Below are 23,494 nucleotides of genomic sequence, written 5' to 3' on the forward strand. Positions count from 1 at the left end.
GCCTGCGCCCCGCCGGCCGGTCCAGGGCACAGCGGGTCGCAGGCACTCTCTCCCCTCACGGCCGGAACAGCGTCGCCTCGATCCCGCGCAGCCCCGTGGCGTCGCAGATGTAATAGGCGACCATGGCACGGCCGTCCGGCAGCACCGCCGCCCAGGGATATCCCAGATCCGGTGCCGGCCCGTCGTCGCGCAGCACCAACTCCGTCCCCTCGTCCGGCTGCTGGCGGCGCGGGTCGTAGAGGCGGGCGCGGACTCCATAGGGCGCATGGCGGTAGCCGCCGGCGAGCAGCAGCCGGCCATCCGGCAGCGGGCAGGCGTCATAGGGATGGCCGACCACCGCATGGCGCCGCCAGGGCTCCCAGCTGTGGCCCATGTCGGTGGAGCGCGAGGTCGCCAGATGGTCGTCCAGCCCGGTGGTGCGGTGGAAGGCGTGCAGCACGCCGTCGGCGTCCAGATGCAGCGCCGTCTCGCAGAAGCCGGCCCTGGCCTCGGGATCGATGGCGATGACCGCCCGGTGCCCCCAGCTTTCCCCCCGGTCGGTGGAGGCGAAGAGATGGCTGGCATAGGTGCCGGTGGAGGGGTGGTGGGTGTAGCCGGTCTGCAGGATCGTGCCGTCCGGCGCCTCCACCGCCCGGCCGCGCACCGCCCCGCCATGGAAGGGCCGCCGGCCCGGCACGATGTCGGGATGGCCGGGCAGCGGGGGCAGGTCGCGGTGCGCGGTCCAGCTCCGCCCGCCATCGTCGCTGTGCCGGCTGTAGCCGCCCCAGAAGATGTAGAGGTCGCCGGTCTTCTGCGGGTTGCCGGTCAGCCCGATCCCCAGCGCGCGCAGCGCGTCCCCCTGGGACGACGGCACCGGATACCAGCGGAATCCGGTCAGCAGGATGCGGCCGTCGCGAAGAATGAGCAGGCTGGCGTCCTGGTCGGCCGCCTGCGGATCGGCGGGCAGGGCCGTTTCCTCTCCCAGCGGCTCCGCATCGGGGCCGAGCCGCAGCAGGACGGTATGGGAGCGGGAATCGAGATGGTCGACATGGTTGAACCCGGTCTCTCCCGCCCGGTATTCTGCCCCGCGCAGCCAGCGATGGTCGCGGGCCCGCCGGAAGGCCAGCAGCATCGTTCCCTCCTGTCCCGGCACGGTCGGGGCCAGCGACGGGAAGGACGCATAGAAACGCGGGTCGCGGTACAGCACGCGATGCTCGACACCGGTCATGGCCATCGGATTCCCTGCCTTCTTCAGTCCTCACAAGACCGCAAGGCTTATAACCCGTAACGCCGCGCCTCGGCAGCAGAGCGGCAAGGCGAAGGCCGACGGTTCCGGCCCGACGGCCCGCAGGGGCTGGAGGCGGCGGGAGTTTCGGCGGACGGGCTGGCCCCTTCGTGAACCGGCTCTCCGCGGCGGCCTGAAGCCCCATCCCGGTCCTTCCCCATGAGGGGGACTGGACGCCGGTGGGCGGGGGCTGATAGGCGATAGGGCCAACCGCACCTGACACAGAACAGCCCAGCCTATGCCCGGACACCGCCCCTACCGCCTGCACCGACCCTGGACCGTGCTGGGCAGCCGCGAGCTGCTGGACGCCGATCCGTTCCTGAAGGTCCGGGTCGAGACGGTGGAGCTGCCGGACGGGCGGCGGATCGACGATTACTACCAGTTCGACCAGCCCTCCTTCGCCTGCATCTTCGCCGAGACGGCGGACGGGCGGATCGTCACCTACCGCCAATACCGCCACGGCCCGCGCAAGGTCGGGCTGGTGTTTCCAGGCGGGCATCTGTCGCCCGGCGAGGATCCGCTGGCCGCCGCCAGGCGCGAACTGATGGAGGAGACGGGGATGGAAGCGGAGGCCTGGACCGACCTCGGCGCCTATATCGTCAACGCCAACCAGGGCGGGGCCTGGTCGCACATGTTCCATGCCACCGGCTGCCGCCGGGTCGCCGATCCGGTCTCCGACGATCTGGAGGACACCGAGATCCTGTTCCTGACGCGGACGGAGCTGCAGGAGGCCATCGGCCGCGGCGAGATGCATCTGCTGACCCAGATCGCCCTGGTCAGCATGGTCTGGCAGGCCGAGATCGCCCGGGCGGTCTCCCGTCCCCAGTCACCGGACACAAGCAGCCAAGGATAAAGCCGGATGATCCGCTCTCCCCATATGCCCCTGATGGCCGCCCTGCTCCTGGCCGCCGCCCTCCCGACCGCCTCGCCCGCCGCCGCCGAGCCGATGAAGGGCCGCTACGAGCTGCGCTGCCAGGACCCGCAGACCCGGCAATGGACGGTCGCCGGCCAGGTCACCGACCCGGAGATCGCAGAACAGCCGGCAGCCGGCGGGAAAGCCGGCGGACGCGTGGTGCGCGGCACCGGGGCGGACGGCAAGCCGGTGGCGCTGCCGATGCCGTCGGACCGCACCTGCATGCTCAGCGCCCGCTGACCGTCAAACTGTAACATCCCCGCGGTAGCTTCCCGACGCTCGCCAAGAACAAGGCTGCGCCGAACGGGCTCCCATGGCCCGGCGGCGCGCCGCATGCCAGCCGCTTGCCCTGATGAGGGTTCGGGAGACATCCGCCATGACCGATCTGTCCGTCCATCTGCCTGAAACGTCGCGCCGTTCGGTGCTCCGCGCCCTCGCCGGGCTGCCGCTGCTGCCGGTCGCCGGCATCGGCGCCGGCGAGCTGCTGTTCGCCTCGGGCGCCGAGGCCGCCGCCGCCAAGGGTGCGCCGGTCGCCGTCGAGTTCGTCGGCATGGCCGCCCCCACCGCCGCCGCGGCGCAGGCGAAGACCACGGTCGAATCCAGCATGGTCGTGACCTGGGCCGACGGTTCCAAGCAGAGCTTCGCGCTCGGCTACCAGCCGCTGTTCATCACCGGCGATCACGTTCCGGACGGCAAGGGCGGCACCATCCTGGCCGGCGGCTACGTCGACATCGCCGGCAAGCCGATCCTGGACGCCTCGCTGGCGACCCCGTCGCAGTTCTTCTCCGACTGCCCGGACGGCTGCAACCTGCTGGCCCCGATCCCCGGCGCCAAGGTGGCCGGCGTCACCGGCAACACGCTGTTCGCCGTCGTCCAGTTCGAATACACCACCCGCGATTCCAAGGACGCCTCGATGTACGGCAAGCTGCCGTCGCCGATCGCCGTCCTGACGCTGGACCAGAACAAGGAGACGGGCGCGCTCAAGCTGGTGCAGTACCACAATGTCGACACCAGCGGCGTGCACGGCCTGTGGATCACCTGCGGCGCCAGCCTGTCGCCCTGGAACACCCACCTGTCGAGCGAGGAGTACGAGCCGGACGCGGCCGCGCTCGACGACCAGTTCCGCGCCTACAGCAAGAACCTGTTCGGCGACGAGACCAAGGCCAACCCGTACCATTACGGCCACCTGCCGGAAGTGACGGTGAACCTGGACGGCACCGGCAGCATCAAGAAGCACTATTGCCTCGGCCGCATCTCGCACGAGCTGGTGCAGGTGATGCCGGACGAGCGCACCGTGCTGATGGGCGACGACGCCACCAACGGCGGCCTGTTCATGTTCATCGCCGACAAGGCCAAGGACCTCTCCGCCGGCACCCTCTATGCCGCGAAGATGGAGCAGGAGGCCGGCAAGGATCTCGACAAGGGCGGCGCCTTCGGCCTGAAGTGGGTCAAGCTGGGCCATGCCACCAGCGCCGAGATCGAAAAGCTGGCCGACAGCCTGAAGGCCGCCGACATCGTCGAGGTGAAGAAGGAGGATCCAAAGGACCCGTCCTTCACCCTCATCCCCTTCAGCGGCAAGACCCAATGGGTCAAGTTCAAGCCGGGCATGGAGAAGGCCGCCGCCTTCCTGGAGACCCACCGCTACGCCCCCACCGTCGGCGCCACGCTGGCGCTCACCAAGCTGGAGGGCGTCACCGTCAACGCCAAGGACAAGACCGCCTACATGGCGGTGTCCTACATGTACAAGTCGATGAGCGACGGCAAGAGCGGCATCAAGGTCGACGCCATCAACGCCGGCGCCGTCTATCAGCTGCCGATGAAGGCCGGCCAGACCGACATGGCCGGTGCGGCCATCGACAGCGAGTGGGTGCCGGTGCATTTCAGCGCCGTCCCGGCCCTGGTTGGCCGTGACCTCGCCACCCCGGACGCCATCGGCAACACCGCCGACGCCGACCGCATCGCCAACCCCGACAACCTGAAATTCTCCGAGAAGCTGCGCACGCTGCTGATCGGCGAGGACAGCGGCGCCCACGTCAACAACTTCCTGTGGGCCTACAACGTCGACACCAAGCAGCTGTCCCGCCTGCTGTCCTGCCCGGCGGGCGCGGAGTCGACCGGCCTGCAGGCGGTCGACGACGTCAACGGCTTCTCCTACATCATGAGCAACTTCCAGCACCCCGGCGACTGGGAGAAGGGCCTGCACGACAAGGTCAAGGACAGCGTCGCCGGCCTGATCGACGATGCCTACCGCAACCGCCGCAGCGGCGGCGTCGGCTACATCCACGGGCTGCCGCAGGCGGTCTGAGAAACACAGCCGGGCAGGGTCTCTGCGGGGGCTGGAAGGGCAGGGAAGAACGCGGCCGGGCAACCGGCCGCGTTTTTTCATGCCTGCATCGTTCATGGCCGCATCGAAAGAAGTAACACTACCGCCAAATCGCGCAGCTGCGTTTTTCTTGGAAGAGGTAATCACCAATCGACCTAGGACCAATCGGTGATCTTAACACCTCGTTAACTGGCGGAATGGCTCAATAAGCTCATCAGAACGGGCAAGAGCCTCCACCTCGAATACAGGGATCGCCACCATGTCCAAGATCGAATGCGCCGCCGGCATCTTCGCTTCTGCTTCCCTGCACCTGGATGTGGTCGATGAGTTCATCGCGATCACCCAGTCGAAGCTGGACGGCAGCACCAGCGATTTCACCCGCGACAGCCTGGCCGACCTGCTCGCCGGCCTGACCGAGCAGCGCGAGACCTACCGCTCCGTTCTCGCCGCCGCCGACCCCATCGTCACCGCGCTCGCCGCCTGATCCGGCCGCTCCGGCCCGCTCCCGCCGCCCCCTCTTCCTTCCGCGAAAGACCGCCATCATGACCGCCCAGAACGCTGCTCCCACCGCCGCTCCCATCGCTCAGGACGTTCTCGCCTCAGCCACCCTGCACCTGGACGTGCTGGAGGAGTTCATCGCCGTCGTCCGCCGCCGGCTGGCCTCGACCACCGACATTTTCGCCCGCGACAGCCTGACCGACCTGCTGCTGAACCTGACCGAACAGCGCGACGGCTATCAGGCCTTCCTGCCGCTCGCCGCCGCCGAACCGGTGTGAAGGCTCAGAAAGCCTTCAGCTTCTTCCAGGCGAACACCACCATGCGGGCCAAGAGCCAGCCGTGGGTGAAGCGGGAGATCTGGGTTTCGCCATAGCTGCGGTCGGCGTAGCGCACCGGCACCTCGACGATCTTCAGGTTCTGCTTGGCAGCGCCGAAGATCAGGTCGAAGTCGCCGAACGGGTCGAAGTCGCCGAAGTAATGGCGGTTGGCGACGATGGTCTCGTAATCCTTGCGCCACAGCACCTTGGTGCCGCACAGCGTGTCGGTGAAGCGCTGGTTCAGCAGGAAGGAGAAGATGCGCGCGAAGGCCCGGTTGGCCAGGAAGTTCAGGAAACGCATCGCCTCCGGCGCCATCGGGTAGACGAGCCGCGTGCCGTTCACGAATTCGCCGCGCCCCGACACCATCGCCTGGTAGAATTTCCCCATCGTCTCCGGCGGCACCGTCAGGTCGGCGTCGAGGATGATCAGGATGTCGCCGCGCGCCACATTGAAGCCGGCGCGCACCGCGTCGCCCTTGCCCTTGCCGGGCTGCTTCATGACCTTGATGTCCCAGTCGGGATAGGCGTCGCGGACTCGCAGGCATTCCTCGTAGGTGTTGTCCTGGCTGTTGCCCTCGACATAGATCACCTCGACGTCGGGAGCGAAGCGGGGCAGCCGGCGGATGGCGTTCTCGATGTTGCCGCGCTCGTTGCGGCAGGGGATCAGCACGGTGACCGAAGCCGGCTTGCCGTCGACCGTCACCGCCTCGACGGTGGGTTGCGGCCGGGCGACGACATAGTTGCGCACGCACAGCCGGCGGATGCCGGGCAGGGGGGCGATGTAGCGGTTGACCAGCGTGCCGAGCCCGAGCAGCCGCTTCGGGATCAGCTGGCGCCATTCGCGGCGCACCGGCTCCCAGCCGGCCAGATCCAGCAGGTTGACGATGTCGCTGGTCGACAGCCAGTTCTGCTTGCCCTGCGGCATGCGCATCCCGAGCTTCTCCGCCGCCCACAGAATCGGTTCCCAGACGCGCGAATGGTAGCTGACGATGATGCGGGTCTTCGGCGTCGCGACCCGGCGCAGCAGGCGCAGCGTCTCCTCGATGTCGTCCAGGAAGCCGATGGTGCCCGACAGCAGGATGTGGCTGAACGGCCCTCCAATGGCCGCTATGCTGTCGATGGTCGCCGGATCCTCGGCATCGGCGGCGATCAGCTCCAGCTGCGGATGGCGGGCCTTGGCCTCGGCGATGGTCGCCGGGCTGAGGTCGATGCCGACGCCGCGCGCCGGCTTCAGCGCCGCCAGCGTGTCGCCGACGCCGCAGCCGATCTCCAGCACCGTCGCCCCTTCCGGAATCAGGAAGCGCAGATAGGCGCGGTCGGCGTCATGGAAGGCGCGGTTGCGCTCGGCCCAGCGGTCGCGCAGGGGAGCCATGGCGTCGAACAGCGAACGGATGCGCTGCTGGCGCGGGGAGAGGCCGCGCGTCCCGGCAGCGGCGTGGGGCGTGGCATCCGGCATGGCAGCCGTCACGGTGACGGGCTGGGAAAGCGTCGAGGTCGGCTGGTCGGTCATCGCGAAAAATCCGTGGGAAAGGCCTCAGCCCCGCCGGGAGCGGTCTGAAGGGACGTTTGGTCGGCCGTTTGGGACGGTGTCTGGGCCGGTGTCCGGTGGTCTGGCTGGATGGCGGTCTCGTTGCGCAGCAGCAGCCAGAAGACGCCGCCGGGCAGCGACAGGACGGCAATCGACAGTCCGATCAGCAGCGAGACCAGAAGGGCCGCGTCGGCATTGAAGCCGAGCAGCGCGAAGCCGGCGACCATCGCGCCCTCGCGCACGCCCCAGCCGCCGAGCGAGACGGGCAATGCTGCGGCGACGATGGCGGCCGGCACGATGGCCAGCCCATCGAGCCAGCCGACCGGCAGGCCGACGGAGCGGGCGAACAGGATGGTGGCGCCGATGGTGGCGAGGTGGACACCGATGCTGTGGCCCAGCGCCGCCCAGGCGGCCGGGTTGCCGCCCATGGCGCGCAGCTGCGCCACGGCGGTCCACACCGTCCGCCCCAGCGCCCCGTCGCGCAGCCGCTTCGGGATCGGCAGCCGGTCGCGCGGGATGCGCCCGGCCAGCAGCAGAAGCCCCATGGCCACCGCCAGCACCAGCGCCCCGGCCAGCACGGTGGCGGCGACGGCGGGCGGTGCCACCGCGGCCAGATGCGGCAGCCCGACCAGCCCGATCAGCACGACGCCCAGCAGGGCCATCAGCCGGTCGACCAGCAGGGCCAGCATCACCGGGCCTGCGGGATGGCCGAGCCGCCAGGTGAACCAGCCGCGCAGCAGGTCGGCCCCAACCGATCCCGGCAGGATCTGGCCGAGGAATCCGCTGGCCATCTGCAGGCGGAAGGCGGTCCAGCGGGTCAGCGAGAATCCGGCGGCGCGGCCGACCGACCGCCACCGCTGCGAGGCGAAGGGGAGGGTCAGCGCCTTCACGGCGAAACCGGCGGCGAACAGCAGGGGATCGGCGGCCGACAGGCGCGCGGCGATGCCGGACCAGTCGGCTCCGGCGGCGAGCGCGCCCAGCACCGCGACCGTCACCGCCAGCTTGACCAGCACCGGCCACCGCCGTCCGGCCGGCTTCTCCGGATCCGGTTGGCCTGGGCTGGGTTGCCCCGGACCGGGAGCCGGGCCGGAACCGGGCTTCGCCGATTGGGCGAAGGGGGTGTCGAGCAGAGCCTGGGCCATCATTCCCGCATGGAAATCCGGGTGCCGCGGGACAGCGGCGCCGAACGGGCCGTTGTAACGGCTCACGCCCGGCTTGTCACCCGGTCAGGCGGGAGAGGGGGCTGGCGGGCAGGGGGGCTGGCGGAAGGGGAATCAGCCTGCCGTGCGCCCGGCCGCCCCTTCCTTGAGGATCGACATGACCGTATCGACCAGCTTGCCGGCATTCTCCTGGACATAGCCCGGTTCGCTTCTCGACTGGATCATCAGCCAGGGCTGGGCGCTCGTCCCCTGCTCGGGATCGAAGAAGCCGAGCCGAGCCTTGGACTTCTGGAATTCCGAATGGTGCTCGCTGTCAGCCCGCATCGCGGCACCGAACGCACCATTGTCCACCGCCGCCTGCGACGCCGCGGCATCGGGACCGTTCAGCATGTCGACCAGACCGGCCTTGACCTCGTCGGCCGACATCTTGCCCAGCTTGTCGAAGGCCCGGTTGTCCAGCCAGATCTCCACCTGCTTGTCGTCGGTTCCCTGGGATCCCGGCAGGAACAGCGTGATCAGGGAGGATTTGTCCCAGCCTTCCGGCGGTACCGACGCTCCCGATTGACGTTTGGCTTCCCAGTCCTTCACCTCCTGGGATTTTTCCGGCATGGCGATGCCCCTCGACACCGCCTGCCGCTCCACGACCTTGCCGATCTCGCCACTCAGCAAGACGTTGCCGGTGCTTTCGCCCTCCGCCTCGAAGCCGAACTGGCTGCGCAGCGACTGCATGCTTTGTCGGATGAATTCTCCTCTCGCCAGGTGATAATCCATGACCTTCTCCATGCGCGCACTCATCGCCTTGAAATCCGCGAAACTGAGCTCGCCTTCGATCTTCAGCTGGACCGGCGGTGCGGACGGACCTCCCGGAGCGTCGGCTGCCCCGGTCATCTTCGAGATCGCCTGTGCCGACAACGACACCGTATCGCCCGCAGTCTTGGTCTGGGGCGAGGCTGGCGACGCGGTCTTGGAGGATGCGGGAGAGGAGGATGGAGCAGGAGGAGGCGCGGAAGGCGGTGCCGACTTCAGCTTCGTCAGCAACGAGAGCGGCGACATGGCGCCTTCCGGTATAACCTTGGCAACCATGTTATCCCCCCCACGAAAGGATGTATCCGTGGAAGGATAACGTCGTTATCGGCTAAAAATTTATTAATTCCTGCAATCTGCGGTAAACGCCCCTCTCGGTCGAAGGGCGCCCCGGATCGATGATGCCGTGCATGCTCACCCCATTCCGGCGGCGGCCAGCATGGCGCTGTCCGGCAACAGGCCCGCCGCCCCCGCGCGCGCGGGGGCGGGGCTCAGCGCCCGGCCTTCCAGCCGGCCGTTCAGGATGTAGTGCCGCATCGCCGCCGTCAGGTCGCCGCCGGTGGCCGCCGCCACGTCGGCGTTGGCCGCCAGATAGGCCGAGGCATTGAAACCGGTGCTCCGCCCCTCCGTCCGGCCGCTGCCCAGGTAATGCAGGTCGGCCCGGGTGGTGTCGGTGCCGAAGGCGGCGGCGAGGTCGGCATTGGCCGCCAGATAGGACAGCGGGTTGAAGCTGACCGTCCGCCCCTCCGCCCGGCCGCTGCCGATGTAATGCATCGCCGCCGCCGTCCGGTCGGTGCCGAGGGCGGCCGTCAGGTCGCCATAGGAGGCGATATAGGCCAGCGGATCGAAACTCACGGCTCGCCCCTCCGCCCGGCCGCTGCCGATGTAATGGGCGGCTCCGGCATCGCCGTTGGCACCGAAAATCGCCGACAGGTCGCCGTAGGAGGCGATGTAGGCCAGCGGGTCGAAACTCACGCTCCGGCCTTCCGCCCGGCCGCTGGCCGCGTAATGCGCCGCACCGGCGGCGGCGTTGGCGCCGAAGGCGGCCGACAGGTCGGCATAGGAGGCGATGTAGGCCAGCGGCGAGAAGGCCGGCCCGGCCGCGGCGGCGGGGGTGTTGCCCGTGCCGGTCGCCGGGGCGGTCCCGCTTCCCGATCCTCCACCGGCGCCGGGGCTGGGGATCCCCGGCACCGTCAGGGGAGCGAAGCCCATCCGGCCCCAATCCAGGTCATGGATGCCCAGCGCTGCCGCAGCACCGCTGCCCAGCCGGAAATCGCCGGCCGCCGGGTTGGCGAACAGTCCCGACGACAGGGTGTCGCCGCCGTTCAGCCCGCGGATGCCCTGCAGCAGGTTGCCGCTGACGGTGTAGGAGCCGGGGGTCCAGAACTCCCAGTAATCCGTCCCGGTGGAGGAGGAGATGACGTTGCCGGTCACCCGGTTGTTGCTGAGCAGCCCGATGGTGCCGGCGCTCGGCACCCATTCCAGCCGGATGAAGCGTTCGCGCGGGTTGGACAGGGTGGCGAAGTTGTTGGTGACGGTGTTGGAATCGCCGCCATGGATGAAGACGCTGGCCCAGCCGGTGTTCTGGATGAAATTGTCCTGGACGGTGACGCCGTTGGCCATGTCGTCCAGATAGATGCCGAAGCTCTTCTGGCGGTCGAGCCAACCCGACCCGTCGGTCGCAAGCCCGCCGACGTTGCGGATGTCGTTGCCGCGGATGACCGTGCGGGTGTCGACGTTGGACCGGCCCAGCATCTCGATGGCGCCGCCGTCGGCGGTCTCGGTCATCGTGTTGTAGAGGCGGTTGTACTCCACCACCGTGTCGGTGTTGACGGTGGCGCCGTCCCAGTTCTTGATCGAGATGCCGTAGCGCGTGCTGTTGCGGATGTCGTTGCCGGAGATCAGCGTGCCGCTGGTGCCGTAGAGCTGGATGCCGGCGACGTCCTTCAGCACCTCGCCGATGCCATCCATGCTGTTGGCGCCGATGCGGTTGCCGTTGCTGCCGTAGGTGACCTTGATGCCGCTGGCTCCCAGATGCTCCATCCGGTTGGCTTCGATGGCGTTGGCCGACGATCCGGTCAGCGTCATCCCGGTGCCGACATTGACGAAGCGGTTGCCGGCGATGCTGTTGCCAGACGCGTTGGTCAGCGTCAGGGCCGAGCCGTCCCACGTCGTGTCGGCGAAGGTCAGCCCCTGGAGGGTGACGCCGCTCGCCCCGTTCAGCGAGATGAGCGTTCCCAGCCGCGCCACCACGGCACCCTGGCTCAGCAGGGCGCCGGGGTCCTGCGGCTTCACCACCAGCCGGCCGGTCTCGGCGCTCCAGGCGAATTCGCCGGTATCGCGGATGAAGGCGTCGTCGTTCAGCAGGCGGTAGGTGCCGCCGCTGCGCAGGGCGTATTTCGCCGCTTGCGTGAAATTGACGGTCCGGCTGCCGGCATCGATGGAGGCGACGCCGACGATGTTGTCGGACAGCCGCTCTGTGTCGAAGGTCTGGACCATCGTGCCGGGCTGCACGCCGGCGGCCAGCACCGCCGCCATCGCCCCGTCGCCGGCGCCGATGCGCAGGCTGGTTTTGCTGGCGCCGCCGGCCGCCGCCTCCAGCACCGACCAGCCGGACTTGGCATCGCCGGCATTCCAGTCGCCGGTCTGCGCCACCTTCTGCCGGATGCCGCCGATGGAGAGGTCCAGCCCCGTCGCAGAGGTCGCCGCGGCATAGAGGCCACCGCCGATGGCGGTGAAGCCGCCGACCCGCTCGCCGCCGCTGAACACCGGCGTTTCGCCCGGAAAGGCCATGATGCGCACGCCGTTGTCGGCCGCGGTCAGCGTCACCGTGCGGGCCATGGCATAGGTGCCGCCGCGCACATAGGTGTCGCGGATGCCGGTCGCCCGCATCGCGCCCTGCGCGCGTTCCAGCGTGGCGAAGGGACCGTCGGTGCCGTCGGCGTTGGGGGCCGCCAAACGCCCCGACCAGGAATCGTTGCCGTTGGTCGCGACGTAGAAAGCCTGCTGAGTGTCTGTCATTGCCGGATTGCCTTGCCGATACCGGGCAATCTCACGGCAGAAACACTTAATAAGGAGGTAGCCTCATCCTTTCGGAGATACTCTTTCGTACGAAAACGCGGTGTTCATTTCGTGACAAATGGCCGCGCCGCCGCAGTTGTCACTTGCCTTGTCTTTTTCGGTGTCTGCGCCGGACTTTACTCAACCCGGTCAGCGCAGCTCGACCCTCCGCTCCTCCCGCAGCACCGTTTCTTCGCCATGGCTCAGCGTCACCGTCACCCGGTAGGAGCCGGTCGCCCAGGGGGCAGGGGCGGGTTTCTTCACCTCGGTGCCGAAGAAGAGGACGGCCAGCGGACGCGGCACCGCGCCCTCTTTGCGGAACAGGCGGCGGCCGTCTGGGCCGGTCACCTCCAGCGTCACCCGGTCGCCCTGCCGCCCGCCCATCAGCTCCGTCCACACACCCAGCACCGGCGTGTCCGCCGGCACAGGCTTGCCGCCATAACCGCCGTTCCGGGCCACCTCCGCCTTCGGCGCCTCGGGCGCCAGACCGGCGCCGAGCACGGCACTCGACCGGTAGGCGAGCGTCCGGCGCGCCTCGGCGCTCCACAGCGTGCCCGACGGCACCGGCGCGGCGCCCTGATCGGCGGTGCAGGCCGGCGCCTCCGCGGCCCCGACCTCCTTGCCGGTATAGGGGTCGAGGGTACGGCCGTCGTGGCGGATGCCGAAATCGACATGGGGGAATTCGGTGTTGCCGGACAGCCCGACCTGGGCCAGCGGCGTGCCGGCCTCCACCCGGTCGCCCGGCTTGACCGCGATGCTGCCGCGTTTCAGGTGGCTGTACTGGGTCTCCCAGCCATTGCCGTGGTCGACCACCACCGCATTGCCAGCCTCGCGCCCGGCCGGCGCGCCGCCGCTCTGGCGGATGCTGACGTCGTCCATCCCGTCGCGCACGCGCGCCACCGTTCCGGGAGCGGCAGCCACCACCGCCACCCCGCGCCGCATCGCCTCCAGATCGGGCAGCCGGAAATCGGTCCCCTTGTGCCCGTCATAGGTCAGCCGCCCGCAGGCGAAGTCCCGCATCCCCGGCCCCGGATCGGCATCGACGTAATTCTGGACAAAGCAGTCCGCCCCGATCCGGCAGCGCACCGGCACCTCCAGCGCCGGAGCCCCGGCGGAAAGGGCGGCGGGAGAATCGGCGAAGGCCGCCGATGGCAGCAAGGCCAGGGCGGCAAGACCCCAGCGGTAATGGACCGGCACCCTCATCCAAACCCCTCGCACCATACAGCTCCAGCTTGCTTGATCGTCCCCAACAGGTGGGATGCCTGAGGACATGGGCCAATCTCTGCCGGCTTGCCATTGCAATGTACATTACAAAAAGCAATAATTCTGCCATGCACACGATCAGATACACTGCCGCGGCCTTGAAGGCTTTGCGCCGGATACCGCGCAACGTCGCGGATCTGATCCGTCAAAAAGTGCAGGACGTGGCGGCGGACCCAGCGACAGCCCGAAACGTGAAGAAGCTCAAGGGCCGCGACGGCTACCGGCTGCGCGTCGGAGACTGGCGGGTCGTCTACGACATCGAGGATGGGGTTCTGGTGTTGATCGTGATCGATGTTGGACCGAGAGGAGGCATCTATGACTAGCCCGGCGCAGATCATCCGCGACGGCAACGGCAAAGCCGCCTTCGCCGTGCTGCCGATTGCCGAATATGAACGCCTGCTGGAGGCCGCCGACGAAGCCGCCGCGATCCAGGCTTACGATGCCTACCGGCATTCCTCACCGGAAACTTTTCCCGACGAGGTCGCGGAACGACTGCTCGAGGGAGAGCACCCTGTGAAAGTGTTCCGCGACCACCGCGGCCTGACGCAGACCCAACTCGCCGAAGCCGCCGGCCTCAAGCAGTCCTACGTCTCGCAGATCGAGGCCGGCACGCGGAAGGGCTCGGTAGACGCCTTGAAGCGCATCGCCGAAGCGCTGCGCGTGGAGTTGGACGACCTGACCTGATCTCCATGCGCCCCCTATGCGCCGTCGCATAAGGGGCACCACGTCCGAAATCCGCCCCGTCCTTATCATCCGAAAGCCACATCGCCAGACGGCATACTCCACCCTGCATCTTCATCGACGACGGCAGCAGGACGGGGACCGACAGCATGGCGAACAGCACCTATACCGGCCGGGGCGAGACGGTCGTCGTCATCGACAGCGGCTGGTCGCCGACCTGGGAATCCGCGTCGCGCATCGTCTATCAGCACGACTACGCCAACAACGACGCCGATGCGCGCAACCCCAACGCCGACACCCATGGCGCCCTGGTGACCTCCAACATCCTGTCGCAGGCGCCGGACCTCAACATCGTCGCGCTGAAGGTGATCCCGGACGGCACCTCAACCGCGTCGGGGGCGGCGATCGAGCAGGCGCTGCAATGGGTCGTGGCCCATGCGTCGGACTACAACGTCGTCGGCGTCAACCTGTCCCTGGCCGGCGGCTCCGCCGCGTCGGAGATGACGACCCTGCTGTCGGACGAGCTGGCGAGCCTCGCCGCCAAGCGGGTGCTGGTGTCGGCCGCCGCCGGCAATGCCGGGCAGAACGGGACGGCGACCGACGTGTCCTATTTCGCCGCCGACCACAACACGATCTGCGTCAGCGCGTCGGGCGGCGACGGCACCATGCCGGGCTGGGCCCAGCGCAATCCGGGCATCACCGACCTCTGCGCCGACGGCACCGACATCCGGCTGACCGATCTGGCCGGGCGGACGGTGACGGCCAACGGCTCCTCCTTCTCGGCCCCTTCGGTGACCGCCGCGGTGGCGCTCGCCCAGCAGGAGGCCATCGCGCTGCGCGGCAGCGCCCTGACCCAGGACGAGTTCCTGTCGCTGGCGAAGCAGACCGGCACGCCGATCGCCGGCACCGGCTACACCGACCTCAACACCCAGGCGCTGCTGGCGAAGATCGGCCAGCTCTATGGCACGACGGCGACGCCGACGGTACCGGATCCCGGAACCGGCGCCCCCGCCACCACCACGGCCGCCATCCTGGTCAACGCCAAGGGCACCGCGGCGGCCGGCGTGAACGCCCATTTCACCCTGCTGGTCGACGGCCATGCGGTCGGCAGCGCCACGGTGGGTGCTGCGGCCAAGAACTACGCCTTCACCGCCACCGTGTCGGCCGACAGCGCCCACACGGTGCAGATCCAGTACGACAATGACGGCTTCTCCGGCGGCCAGGACCGCAACCTGTTCGTCAACAGCGTCAGCGTCAACGGCCACGGCTATGCCGCCACCGACGCCGCGGTGACCTACGACAAGGGCGCGCTCGACGGGCACGACGTGGTCAAGGGCCAGAGCGGGATGTGGTGGAACGGCACGCTGGTGGTCGCCGCCGACAAGAGCCTGTTCGGGGTGCAGGCCCCCGCGCAGGCGCAGGTGGCGGAGCTTCAGGCCGGCGACCTGCTGGGTCACGCCGTGTCGGCCGATGCGGCCTCGCCGGTGGCAGCCGACGGCGCCGGCTGGACGCCGGAGCTGCTCCCGGCCTTCGAGTATGCCGGCCACGGCCTGCACGCCTGGTACGACACGCACGACATGGCGGTGTAAGGAGCCGAGACCGGAGCGTATCCCCTCTCCCCGGGAGGGAGAGGGGGATCCCCGAGAAGGCACACATCTCACCGCTCGTGCATGGCCTCCTGGGCGCTGCGCGACAGGGGGGAGAGCAGATAGTCGGCGATGCGGCGGCGGCCGGTCTTGATCTCGGCGCTGACCGTCATGCCGGGTTGCAGCCGCGTCTGCTTGCCGTCCACCTCCAGCGTGTCGCGGTCCAGCGCGATGCGGGCGGCATAGACCGATCCCGCTTCCGGCGTCTTCGCCGTGCTCTTGTCCGTCCCCTTGTCGGCCTGCTGCTGCTGTTGCACGGCGTCGCTGGACAGCGAGGCGACGCGGCCGGGGATCAGCCCGTATTTGGTGAAGGAGAAGGCCTCCACCTTCACCTCGGCCACCTGTCCGGTCTGGACGAAGCCGATGTCCTTGTTGGGGATGAAGGCCTCGACCTCCAGCCGGCTGTCCTCCGGCACGATGACCATCACCGGCTGGGCGGTGGTCACGACACCGCCCACCGTGTGCACGGCCAGCTGCTGGACATAGCCGTCCACCGGTGCCGTCAGCCGCAGGAGGTCGACCTGCTGCTCGGCCTTGGCCAGCTCCTGCTCCAGCGAGGCGGCCTTGCGCTCGGCCTCGGCGAGGTTGGTGTAGAGCTGGCGGCGGAACTCGGCCTCGGTCTGGCGGCGCTGCTCGGCGGTGGCGGCGATGGAGGCGTCGGACTCCGTCAGCTTGATCTTCTGGACCAGAAGCTCCTGCTCCTGCCCGACCAGATCCTGCTGGAGCTGGAGATACTGGAAGCGGGACGAGGTGCCGCGCTTCGACAGGTCGTACAGCGCCTCCGCCCGCTCGCGGATCAGCGGCAGGGTGGCGTTCAGCTTGGCGATGGTCTGCACCACGGTGGCGCGGTCGGCCTCGCGCCGGGCCTGCTCGCGGTCGAGTGCGGCCAGCTTGGCGCGCTGCTCGGCGATCTGGCTGGCGAGGAGCTGGCCCTGCATCCGCGCCAGTTCAGGCGACAGGCCGGCCGGGGCGGCGAATTCGGCGTTTGGGTTGCCGTTCACCACCTCCAGCGCCGCCCGCAGCCGCGCCGCCTCGGCCCGCGCCGCCGACAGGTCGGAGCGGATGCGGCCCCGGTCGGCCACCGCCTCGGTCGGGTCGAGTTCGATCAGGGTCTGGCCGGCCTTGACCAGCTGGCCGTCCTCCACGGCGATGGCGCGGACGACGCCGGTCTGCATCGGCTGGATGGTCTTGGTCCGGCCGCTCGGCACCACCCGGCCCTGCGCCACCGCCACCACGTCGACATGGCCGAACCAGGCCCAGGCGCAGGCGGCGGTGAAGGCCAGCATGATCACCGCGGTGAAGGTGCGCGCGGTGGGGGAGGGCGGACGCTCCAGGATCTCCAGCGCGTCGGGCAGGAAATCCATCTCGTCGCGGCGGCGCTTCTGCAGCCGGCCCTGGGGTTTGGTCGGCGGACGCGGGCCGCCGGGCGTGCCCGGCGCGTTGGCGGGCGGCTTGATGCCGGGAGGGGTGGAAAGAGGGGCTGTTCCGGCAGGGGTGGTCTGCACCGCGGCGGTCGTCTTGCTCATGGCGTTCATTCCCCCGTTAGCCCGCGGCACGCTGTTCGATCAGCCCGTCGGCGGGCGGCGGGTTCGCACCCGACAGCTGCCCCATCTGGCCGCGGAACAGCGTGGCGTAACGCCCGCCGCGGCGCAGAAGCTCGTCGGGCGCGCCGTCCTCGACGATGCGGCCGCGCTCTACCGTGACGATGCGGTCGGCGATGGCGACGGTGGACAGGCGGTGGGCGATGATCAGCACGGTGCGGCCGGCGCAGATGCGGCGCATGTTGGCCTGGATGATGCGTTCGGATTCATGGTCGAGCGCCGAGGTCGCCTCGTCGAAGATCAGGATGCGCGGGTTGGTGACGAGCGCGCGGGCGATGGCGATGCGCTGCCGCTGCCCGCCGGACAGGCTGGCACCGCGCTCCCCCACCACCGTGTCATAGCCGTCGGGCAGCTCGACGACGAAGTCGTGGGCGCCGGCCAGCTTGGCCGCGGCGACGACGCGGGCCATGTCCATGGTCGGATCGGTCAGCGCGATGTTCTCGCGGATGGTGCCCGAGAACAGGACATTGTCCTGGAGGACGACGCCGATCTGCCGGCGCAGCCACACCGCGTCGGCGGTGGACAGATCCGTGCCGTCGACCATCACCCGCCCGCGCTCCGGCACATGGAAGCGCTGGAGCAGCTTGGCCAGCGTGCTCTTGCCCGAGCCGGACGTACCGACGATGCCGACCACCTGCCCCGCCGGGACATGCAGCGACACGTCGCTCAGCGTCTCCGGCCCGTCATGGCGGTAGCGGAAGGTGACGTGGTCGAAGCTGAGGTCGCCCTTGATCGCCGGCATGGCGGCGCGGCCGGCGCTCTGCAGCGGTTCGGGTGCGGTGTTCAGGATGTCGCCGATGCGGTGCATCGACAGCCGCACCTGCTGGAAGTCCTGCCAGAGCTGGGCGATGCGCAGCACCGGTTGGACGACGCGGCCGGCGAACATGTTGAAGGCCACCAGCTCGCCCACCGTCAGGCTGCCCTCGATCACCAGCTTCGCCCCCAGCCACAGCACCAGCATGGTCGAGATCTTGGAGACGAACTGCACCGACTGGCTGGCGACGTTGTTCAGGTTGCCGGCGCGGAAACCGGCGCGGACATAGCCCGAGAGCTGGTCCTCCCAGCGGCGCTGCATGCGCGGCTCGACCGCCATGGCCTTGACCGTTTCGATGCTCGACACCGTCTCGACCAGGAAGCTATGGTTCTCGGCGCCGCGGGCGAACTTCTCGTCCAGCCGGCGGCGCAGGATCGGCGTCGCCACCAGGCTGATGGCGACATAGACGGGGAAGGAGGCCGCGACGATCGCCGTCAGCATCGGGCTGTAGACCAGCATGACGCCCAGGAAGACCACGGTGAACAGCAGGTCCAGCACCAGCGTGATGGTGGAGCTGGTCATGAAGTTGCGGATCGTCTCCAGCTCGCGCACCCGGGCGACGCTGTCGCCGACCCGGCGCGAGGCGAAATAGCCCATGGGGAGCGACAGCAGCCGCTGGTACAGCTTGGCCCCCAGCTCCACGTCCAGCCGGTTGGCGGTGTGGGCGAAGGTGTAGGTGCGCAGGCCGCCCAGCACCGCCTCGAACAGGATGACGGCCAGCATGCCGGCCATCAGCACGTCGAGCGTGCCCAGGCTGCGGTGCACCACCACCTTGTCGACCACCACCTGGAAGAACAGCGGCGTCACCAGCGCGAACAGCTGGATGAAGAAGGAGGCGAGCAGAACCTCGCCCAGGATGCCGCGGTATTTCCAGGCGACCGCGCCGAACCAGCGGGCGTCGAAACGCGGCTGGCCCATGCCCATCGTGCCCTTGCGGCCCAGGCAGATCAGCCGGCCGGTCCACAGCGGCTCGAACCCCTCGCGGTCGAGGATGCGGGTCTGGTTGGTCGCCGCGTCATGCACCAGCACGCGGTCGCCGCCGGCCTTGGCCAGCACCAGGAAGCCGCCGTCCGGGCCGGGGACCAGCGCCGGCAGCGGCGTGCGCTCCAGCCGTTCCCATTTGGTCTTCACCACCCGGGCCTTGGCGCCCAGCCGGTGGGCCTGGCGGACCAGCCCGGTCAGGTCGGGGGATTCGCCGCCGCAGGCATGGCGCACGCCGTCGTAATCGGCCGGAATGCCCAGGATGCGCAGCGCCGACACCAGCCCGGCAATGCCGGGATCGAGACGGGGCCCAGGGTTGGAGCCGGGGTTGGGGCCGGTATTGAGACCGGGGCTTGGACCTGCCTGGGCTCCAGGGGGAGGAGGGGAGGAGGGGTCCCGCGCCGGATCGGCCGGCGACCCGTCTCGCATCTGTTCCATGAAGGCTTCCCGGTTCCGAAACTCTAAGGGGTGCCGCCGGACGGCTGCGGCCAACCGAAGGTGAGGATCGCGTCCCCGCGCGGCCACCCGAACGATGGGGTACCCCGCATCGTCGGTGTCCGAAGGGAGGGAGCCGAAGGGCGGCCGGGCGCTCTTCCGGGGTTTCCCCGATGGTCCGCCTCGACAGGCTGCTTTTTCTAGACCCGGTGCGGTGCTTGGGAGTAGGCATGCAGGACAGCCGGGCCAGCGGGACCGGCGCCGTTTTCCCTACACCGGACAAAAGCCGCCTTGTCGCCGATTCCCCAGCTCCTGCGCCTTCTGATCCTGCTGCTGACGCCCTTCTGGCTGTCGCTGGCGGTGGAGGGGCTGGGCCTGTACGGGTCGATGCCGTCGCTGCTGTCCAGCTGGCGCCGCCCCGCGGACGTGGACACCGCCACGGCGCAGCCGACCGGCTGGCGGGAACGCGCCTATCTGGCCGCCAATCCCGACGTCGCCGCCGCCGTCCGCAGCGGGCAGCTCTCCAGCGGCTACGCCCACTATGTCCAGCAGGGCCGCGCGGAAGGCCGCCGCGGCGGCTTCGTGGAGCAGGTCAGGAAGCCGGCGGAGGCGCAGCCCGCCGCAAGCCAGCCGGCTCCGGTACAACCTGCTCCCGTCCAGGCTCCTCCCGGCCCGGAAACTCCGGTCCAGACGGCTCCGTCCCCCGCCTCCGTCCCGGCTGCCCCGCTGCCGGCGGCGAAGCCCGGACCGCAGGACCCCGCCCCACGGACGGAACCGGCGGTAGAGTTTCTGCGTCCCGGCGTCAAGCCGGTCCCCGACGCGCCGGCCCGGCCAGCCGGCATCCAGACCGTGGCAAGCACCGCGGCCCCCCGCACCGTGGAGCGCATCCGCACCGCCAACGGCGGCGACGGGCTGCGCGTCGTGATGGATTTCGACCAGGAACCGCGCTTCGAAACGCCGGTGCGCCGCCCCGACGGCCGGCTGGAGCTGACGCTTCCCGGCACCCAGTGGCAGGCCCCGGCGGCGGGCCGCCTGCCGGCGACGGCGCTGGGCTACCGGGCGGAGCGCACCGGCAGCGGCACCCGCCTGCTGTTCAGCGACGAGGATGGCGGAAGCGACGGCAGGGGAGATGGCAGGGGGGATGGCAAGGGCGAAGCGGTCCGGCTTCTCGCCGTCTCCACCCTGGCCCCCGACAAGGACCGAGGCCACCGTCTGGTGATCGATCTGATGCTGCCCTCCACGGCGAAGGCCGACAGCAAGAGCCGCTGAAACACCCGCTGGGCGGGCTGTGCCGATGGCGCTTGGCCGCGGCCATACCCCCATTGCCTTCGGGGTTGTGCTGCTTGACCGGATCGGTTAGCTGTCTGTCAGTCGTCAGTCACACTGGCCGTAAGCGTTCAACGTCAACCAACGCACTCAACGATCCCCAGCGGTCGGAGTGCGTTCGCTTGTCCGGAACGCGCGTCGACCGCGGACCAGTGTGGAGCACACCATGCGTCCCCAGCCGACATACGATCCGGCACGCGGCCAGCCGCAAAATCCCTCGCACAACACATCGCCGGACCGGTCCCAGGCCCGCCTGTTCGTCCTGGCCGCCATCCTGTTCGTCTCCTATCTCTGCGTCGCCATTTCCCTTCCGGTGACGCCGCTGTTCGTGACCCAGACCCTGGGACTGGGCAATTTCTGGGCCGGGCTGGGCGTCGGCAGCGCCTTCCTCGCCACCATCCTCACCCGCAGCTTCGCCGGCAATCTCGTGGACGGCGGCGGCGCCAAGCCGGCGGTCGCCCGCGGACTGGCGCTCTACATCGCCGGCGGGCTGGTCTCGCTCGGCGCCGGCATGCTGCCGCACCTGCCTTGGGCCGGCCCCTGGACGGCGTTCGCCGTGCTGGTGGCCGGGCGCCTGCTGATCGGGCTGGGCGAGAGCCTCGTCGGCGTCGGCGTGATCGCCTGGGGGATCGGCATCGTCGGGCCGCAGCGCTCGGGCAAGGTGCTGGCCCTGGTCGGGGCGGCGCTCTATGGCGCCTTCGCAGCGGGCGGGCCGCTGGGTCTCCTGCTGCTGGACGGCATCGGCTTCGCCGGCACCATGGCGATCGGCGCCCTGCTGCCGGCGCTGGGGCTGCTGGCGCTCCGCCCGATGACGGGGGTCGCGGCGCATCCCGGCGCGAAGCGCCCGCCCTTCCGCAGCGTGCTCGGCCGGATCTGGCTGCACGGCGCCGTCGTCAGCCTGCAAGGCATCGGCTTCGCCGCCATCGGCGCCTTCTTCTCGCTGCACTTCGTCCATGAATCCTGGCCGTTCGCCGGGCTCGGCCTGACCGCCTTCGGGGTCGGCTTCGTCCTTGTCCGCTTCGCCTTCGGCCATCTGCCGGACCGCATCGGCGGCCTGCCGGTGGCGATGGGATCGCTGGCGGTCGAGGCGTTCGGCCAGCTGCTGGTCTGGAGCGCCGGCGACCCCACGCTGGCCCTGGTCGGCGCCTTCCTGACCGGGCTCGGCTGCTCCCTGGTCTTTCCCGCCATGGGCCGGGAGGTGGTGCATCTGGTGCAGCCGCATCTGCGGGCGACGGCGCTCGGCGCCTTCGCCGCCTTCCAGGACGTGGCCTATGGCCTGACCGGCCCGGTGGCCGGGCTGCTCGCCGACCGGGCCGGCTACGGCAGCGTCTTCCTGCTGGGCGGGGCCGCGGCGGCGGTCGGCTTCCTGACCGCGCTCCATATGCGCCGGACCCTGGTCGCCGCCGGCCCCCCGCCGGCCTGAAAACGCCGGCTTGAAAAGGCCGTGTCTGGTCGCGCGAAACCGGATCCATCCAGAAGCGTGGGAGGCGGAATTTTCCAGCACTTCACATCGAATGCGGGAAATTCCGGCGGGGACTTGCCGTTGCGCCGTGGCATGATCGCCCCCTTCGCAGCCTTTTCCGCAGGACCGTGACGCCCTCCATGAAGATCCTGTTCATCCATCCCAGCTTTCCCGGCCAATTCAAGGCTCTGGCCCCGAGCCTGGTGCGGCGCGGACACACGGTGCATGCCCTGAGCCGGACGATGGAGGTGCCGTCCGGCTGGGGCGGGATCACCGTGGCCGCTTACGCACCGTCACGGGCGCCGGCCTTTGGCGTCCATCCCTGGGCCACCGAATTCGAAATCAACACGATCCATGGCGAGGCCCTGTTCCAACGGGCGCTGACGATGAAGGCGGAGGGCTATGGTCCCGACGTGATCGTCGCCCATCCCGGCTGGGGCGACAGCCTGTTCGTGAAGGACGTCTGGCCGCAGGCCCGGCTCGGCATCTATTGCGAATTCTATTACCGGATGGAGGGCGCGGATGTCGGCTTCGATCCCGAATTCCCGTCGCAGGATGTCGGCGAGCCGTGCCGCCTGCGCCTGAGAAACGCCATAAACCTGCTCCAGTTCGAGACCGCCGACGCCGGCCTGTCTCCCACCCGCTGGCAGGCGGACAGCTTTCCCCGTATTTTCCGCGACCGCATCACCGTGGTGCATGACGGCATCGACACCGGGACGGTGGCCCCGAACCCCGATGCCCAGGCCATCCTGAACGGCACCCTCACGCTGACGCGGGCGGACGAGGTGGTGACCTTCGTCAACCGGAGCCTGGAGCCCTATCGCGGCTATCACAGCTTCATGCGTGCCCTGCCGCGGCTGCTGGCCCAGCGCCCCCGGGCCCATGTGCTGATCGTCGGCGGGGCCGGCACCTCCTATGGGGTGCCGCCGCCGTCGGGAAGCTGGCGGGACATCTTCATTGAGGAGGTGCGCGGCTCCATTCCGGACGCCGACTGGGCACGGGTGTTCTTCCTGGGCAACCTCCCCTACGACCACTTCATTCCTCTGCTCCAGCTTTCCTCCGTCCACGTCTATCTCTCCTACCCCTTCGTGCTGAGCTGGAGCCTGATGGAGGCGATGAGCGCGGGCGCCGCCGTGGTCGCCGGCGATACCGCTCCGATCCGCGAGATCGTCGAGCATGACCGGACGGGGCGGCTGGTGGACTTCTTCGACCATCGCGGACTGGCCGACAGCGTGGCCGATCTGCTGGCGGACCGGGCAGCACGCGACCGGCTGGGCGCCGAGGCCCGCGCCTCCATCCGCGCCAACCACGATCTGCACAGCGTCTGCCTGCCGCGCCAGTTCGCCTGGATCGATGAGCTGGCGGACGGGCGGGGCTAGGCGGCCATTATTAATTCATTAAATCATGATATAAAATAA

The 23,494-nt window shown here is 69.3% G+C and carries 20 protein-coding genes; 12 read left to right on the forward strand and 8 right to left on the reverse strand.

Going from position 1 to position 23,494, the window contains the following annotated elements; all coding sequences use genetic code 11:
• Positions 1 to 55: 55 nt before the first annotated feature.
• Entirely contained in the window at positions 56 to 1,207 is a 1,152-nt protein-coding gene (locus TSH64_RS01755) for a sialidase family protein (protein ID WP_247872679.1), read from the reverse strand.
• Between the two features lie 295 nt (positions 1,208 to 1,502).
• On the opposite strand from TSH64_RS01755, the gene TSH64_RS01760 reads away from it, so the two are divergent.
• The 5 genes from TSH64_RS01760 to TSH64_RS01780 all read left to right on the forward strand — a co-directional run bounded on the left by TSH64_RS01760 (position 1,503) and on the right by TSH64_RS01780 (position 5,276).
• On the forward strand, positions 1,503 to 2,117 hold the full coding sequence (locus tag TSH64_RS01760) for an NUDIX hydrolase (RefSeq protein ID WP_109095197.1): 615 nt from the start codon (positions 1,503 to 1,505) through the stop codon (positions 2,115 to 2,117).
• A 6-nt stretch (positions 2,118 to 2,123) separates the two neighbouring features.
• Positions 2,124 to 2,417 carry a hypothetical protein gene (locus TSH64_RS01765; RefSeq protein WP_109095198.1) on the forward strand — a complete coding sequence of 98 codons (294 nt, stop codon included), beginning with the start codon at positions 2,124 to 2,126 and terminating at the stop codon, positions 2,415 to 2,417.
• 136 nt (positions 2,418 to 2,553) lie between these two features.
• A complete protein-coding gene (locus tag TSH64_RS01770) occupies positions 2,554 to 4,482 on the forward strand; it encodes an alkaline phosphatase PhoX (RefSeq protein ID WP_109095199.1) in 1,929 nt (642 codons plus the stop codon).
• Between the two features lie 277 nt (positions 4,483 to 4,759).
• Positions 4,760 to 4,984, forward strand: coding sequence for a hypothetical protein (locus TSH64_RS01775; RefSeq protein WP_109095200.1), 225 nt, complete (start codon positions 4,760 to 4,762; stop codon positions 4,982 to 4,984).
• 58 nt (positions 4,985 to 5,042) lie between these two features.
• On the forward strand, positions 5,043 to 5,276 hold the full coding sequence (locus TSH64_RS01780) for a hypothetical protein (RefSeq protein WP_109095201.1): 234 nt from the start codon (positions 5,043 to 5,045) through the stop codon (positions 5,274 to 5,276).
• Positions 5,277 to 5,280: 4 nt separating this feature from the next.
• Here the strand turns inward: TSH64_RS01780 and TSH64_RS01785 are convergent, their stop codons facing one another.
• The 3 genes from TSH64_RS01785 to TSH64_RS01795 all read right to left on the reverse strand — a co-directional run bounded on the left by TSH64_RS01785 (position 5,281) and on the right by TSH64_RS01795 (position 8,774).
• Positions 5,281 to 6,825 carry a glycosyltransferase gene (locus tag TSH64_RS01785; protein WP_109095202.1) on the reverse strand — a complete coding sequence of 515 codons (1,545 nt, stop codon included), beginning with the start codon at positions 6,823 to 6,825 and terminating at the stop codon, positions 5,281 to 5,283.
• Complete coding sequence (locus TSH64_RS01790) at positions 6,822 to 7,988, reverse strand: lysylphosphatidylglycerol synthase transmembrane domain-containing protein (protein WP_109095274.1); 1,167 nt, start codon at positions 7,986 to 7,988, stop codon at positions 6,822 to 6,824. Before TSH64_RS01790 ends, TSH64_RS01785 begins: the two co-directional genes overlap by 4 nt.
• A gap of 129 nt (positions 7,989 to 8,117) precedes the next feature.
• Positions 8,118 to 8,774, reverse strand: a complete 657-nt coding sequence (locus TSH64_RS01795) for a hypothetical protein (protein WP_247872680.1) — start codon at positions 8,772 to 8,774, stop codon at positions 8,118 to 8,120.
• On the opposite strand from TSH64_RS01795, the gene TSH64_RS35215 reads away from it, so the two are divergent.
• The gene (locus TSH64_RS35215; RefSeq protein WP_146207961.1) at positions 8,773 to 9,126 is read left to right on the forward strand and encodes a hypothetical protein; all 354 of its coding nucleotides are present in this window, start codon (positions 8,773 to 8,775) and stop codon (positions 9,124 to 9,126) included. The genes TSH64_RS01795 and TSH64_RS35215 overlap by 2 nt on opposite strands.
• Before the next feature lie 95 nt (positions 9,127 to 9,221).
• On the opposite strand, the gene TSH64_RS01800 is transcribed toward TSH64_RS35215, so the two are convergent.
• Together TSH64_RS01800 and TSH64_RS01805 are read right to left on the reverse strand one after the other, a co-directional pair.
• The gene (locus TSH64_RS01800) at positions 9,222 to 11,828 is read right to left on the reverse strand and encodes a right-handed parallel beta-helix repeat-containing protein (RefSeq protein WP_109095203.1); all 2,607 of its coding nucleotides are present in this window, start codon (positions 11,826 to 11,828) and stop codon (positions 9,222 to 9,224) included.
• A 189-nt stretch (positions 11,829 to 12,017) separates the two neighbouring features.
• Positions 12,018 to 13,070: a M23 family metallopeptidase gene (locus TSH64_RS01805; protein ID WP_109095204.1), complete on the reverse strand. Its 1,053-nt coding sequence runs from the start codon at positions 13,068 to 13,070 to the stop codon at positions 12,018 to 12,020.
• Between the two features lie 128 nt (positions 13,071 to 13,198).
• Here TSH64_RS01805 and TSH64_RS01810 point away from each other — a divergent pair, with 128 nt between their 5' ends.
• The 3 genes from TSH64_RS01810 to TSH64_RS36720 all read left to right on the forward strand — a co-directional run bounded on the left by TSH64_RS01810 (position 13,199) and on the right by TSH64_RS36720 (position 15,400).
• On the forward strand, positions 13,199 to 13,453 hold the full coding sequence (locus TSH64_RS01810) for a type II toxin-antitoxin system RelE/ParE family toxin (RefSeq protein WP_109095205.1): 255 nt from the start codon (positions 13,199 to 13,201) through the stop codon (positions 13,451 to 13,453).
• On the forward strand, positions 13,446 to 13,814 hold the full coding sequence (locus TSH64_RS01815) for a helix-turn-helix transcriptional regulator (protein WP_109095206.1): 369 nt from the start codon (positions 13,446 to 13,448) through the stop codon (positions 13,812 to 13,814). The genes TSH64_RS01810 and TSH64_RS01815 overlap by 8 nt, the downstream gene beginning before the upstream one ends.
• Before the next feature lie 146 nt (positions 13,815 to 13,960).
• A complete protein-coding gene (locus tag TSH64_RS36720; RefSeq protein WP_348770314.1) occupies positions 13,961 to 15,400 on the forward strand; it encodes a carbohydrate-binding domain-containing protein in 1,440 nt (479 codons plus the stop codon).
• Positions 15,401 to 15,468: 68 nt separating this feature from the next.
• Here TSH64_RS36720 and TSH64_RS01825 read toward each other — a convergent pair whose 3' ends face one another.
• Together TSH64_RS01825 and TSH64_RS01830 are read right to left on the reverse strand one after the other, a co-directional pair.
• Positions 15,469 to 16,983 (reverse strand): HlyD family type I secretion periplasmic adaptor subunit, encoded by a 1,515-nt coding sequence (locus tag TSH64_RS01825; protein WP_109095277.1) that lies wholly within the window; start codon positions 16,981 to 16,983, stop codon positions 15,469 to 15,471.
• A gap of 16 nt (positions 16,984 to 16,999) precedes the next feature.
• Positions 17,000 to 19,291: a type I secretion system permease/ATPase gene (locus tag TSH64_RS01830; RefSeq protein ID WP_247872681.1), complete on the reverse strand. Its 2,292-nt coding sequence runs from the start codon at positions 19,289 to 19,291 to the stop codon at positions 17,000 to 17,002.
• Positions 19,292 to 19,579: 288 nt separating this feature from the next.
• On the opposite strand from TSH64_RS01830, the gene TSH64_RS01835 reads away from it, so the two are divergent.
• The 3 genes from TSH64_RS01835 (at position 19,580) to TSH64_RS01845 (ending at position 23,455) form a co-directional block, all read left to right on the forward strand.
• Entirely contained in the window at positions 19,580 to 20,557 is a 978-nt protein-coding gene (locus TSH64_RS01835; protein WP_109095207.1) for a hypothetical protein, read from the forward strand.
• 223 nt (positions 20,558 to 20,780) lie between these two features.
• Complete coding sequence (locus tag TSH64_RS01840; protein ID WP_109095208.1) at positions 20,781 to 22,037, forward strand: arabinose transporter; 1,257 nt, start codon at positions 20,781 to 20,783, stop codon at positions 22,035 to 22,037.
• Between the two features lie 179 nt (positions 22,038 to 22,216).
• On the forward strand, positions 22,217 to 23,455 hold the full coding sequence (locus TSH64_RS01845; RefSeq protein WP_109095209.1) for a glycosyltransferase: 1,239 nt from the start codon (positions 22,217 to 22,219) through the stop codon (positions 23,453 to 23,455).
• The last annotated feature ends 39 nt before the right edge of the window (positions 23,456 to 23,494 follow it).

Origin of the sequence: Azospirillum sp. TSH64, assembly GCF_003116035.1 — a bacterium.
Taxonomy (GTDB): domain Bacteria; phylum Pseudomonadota; class Alphaproteobacteria; order Azospirillales; family Azospirillaceae; genus Azospirillum.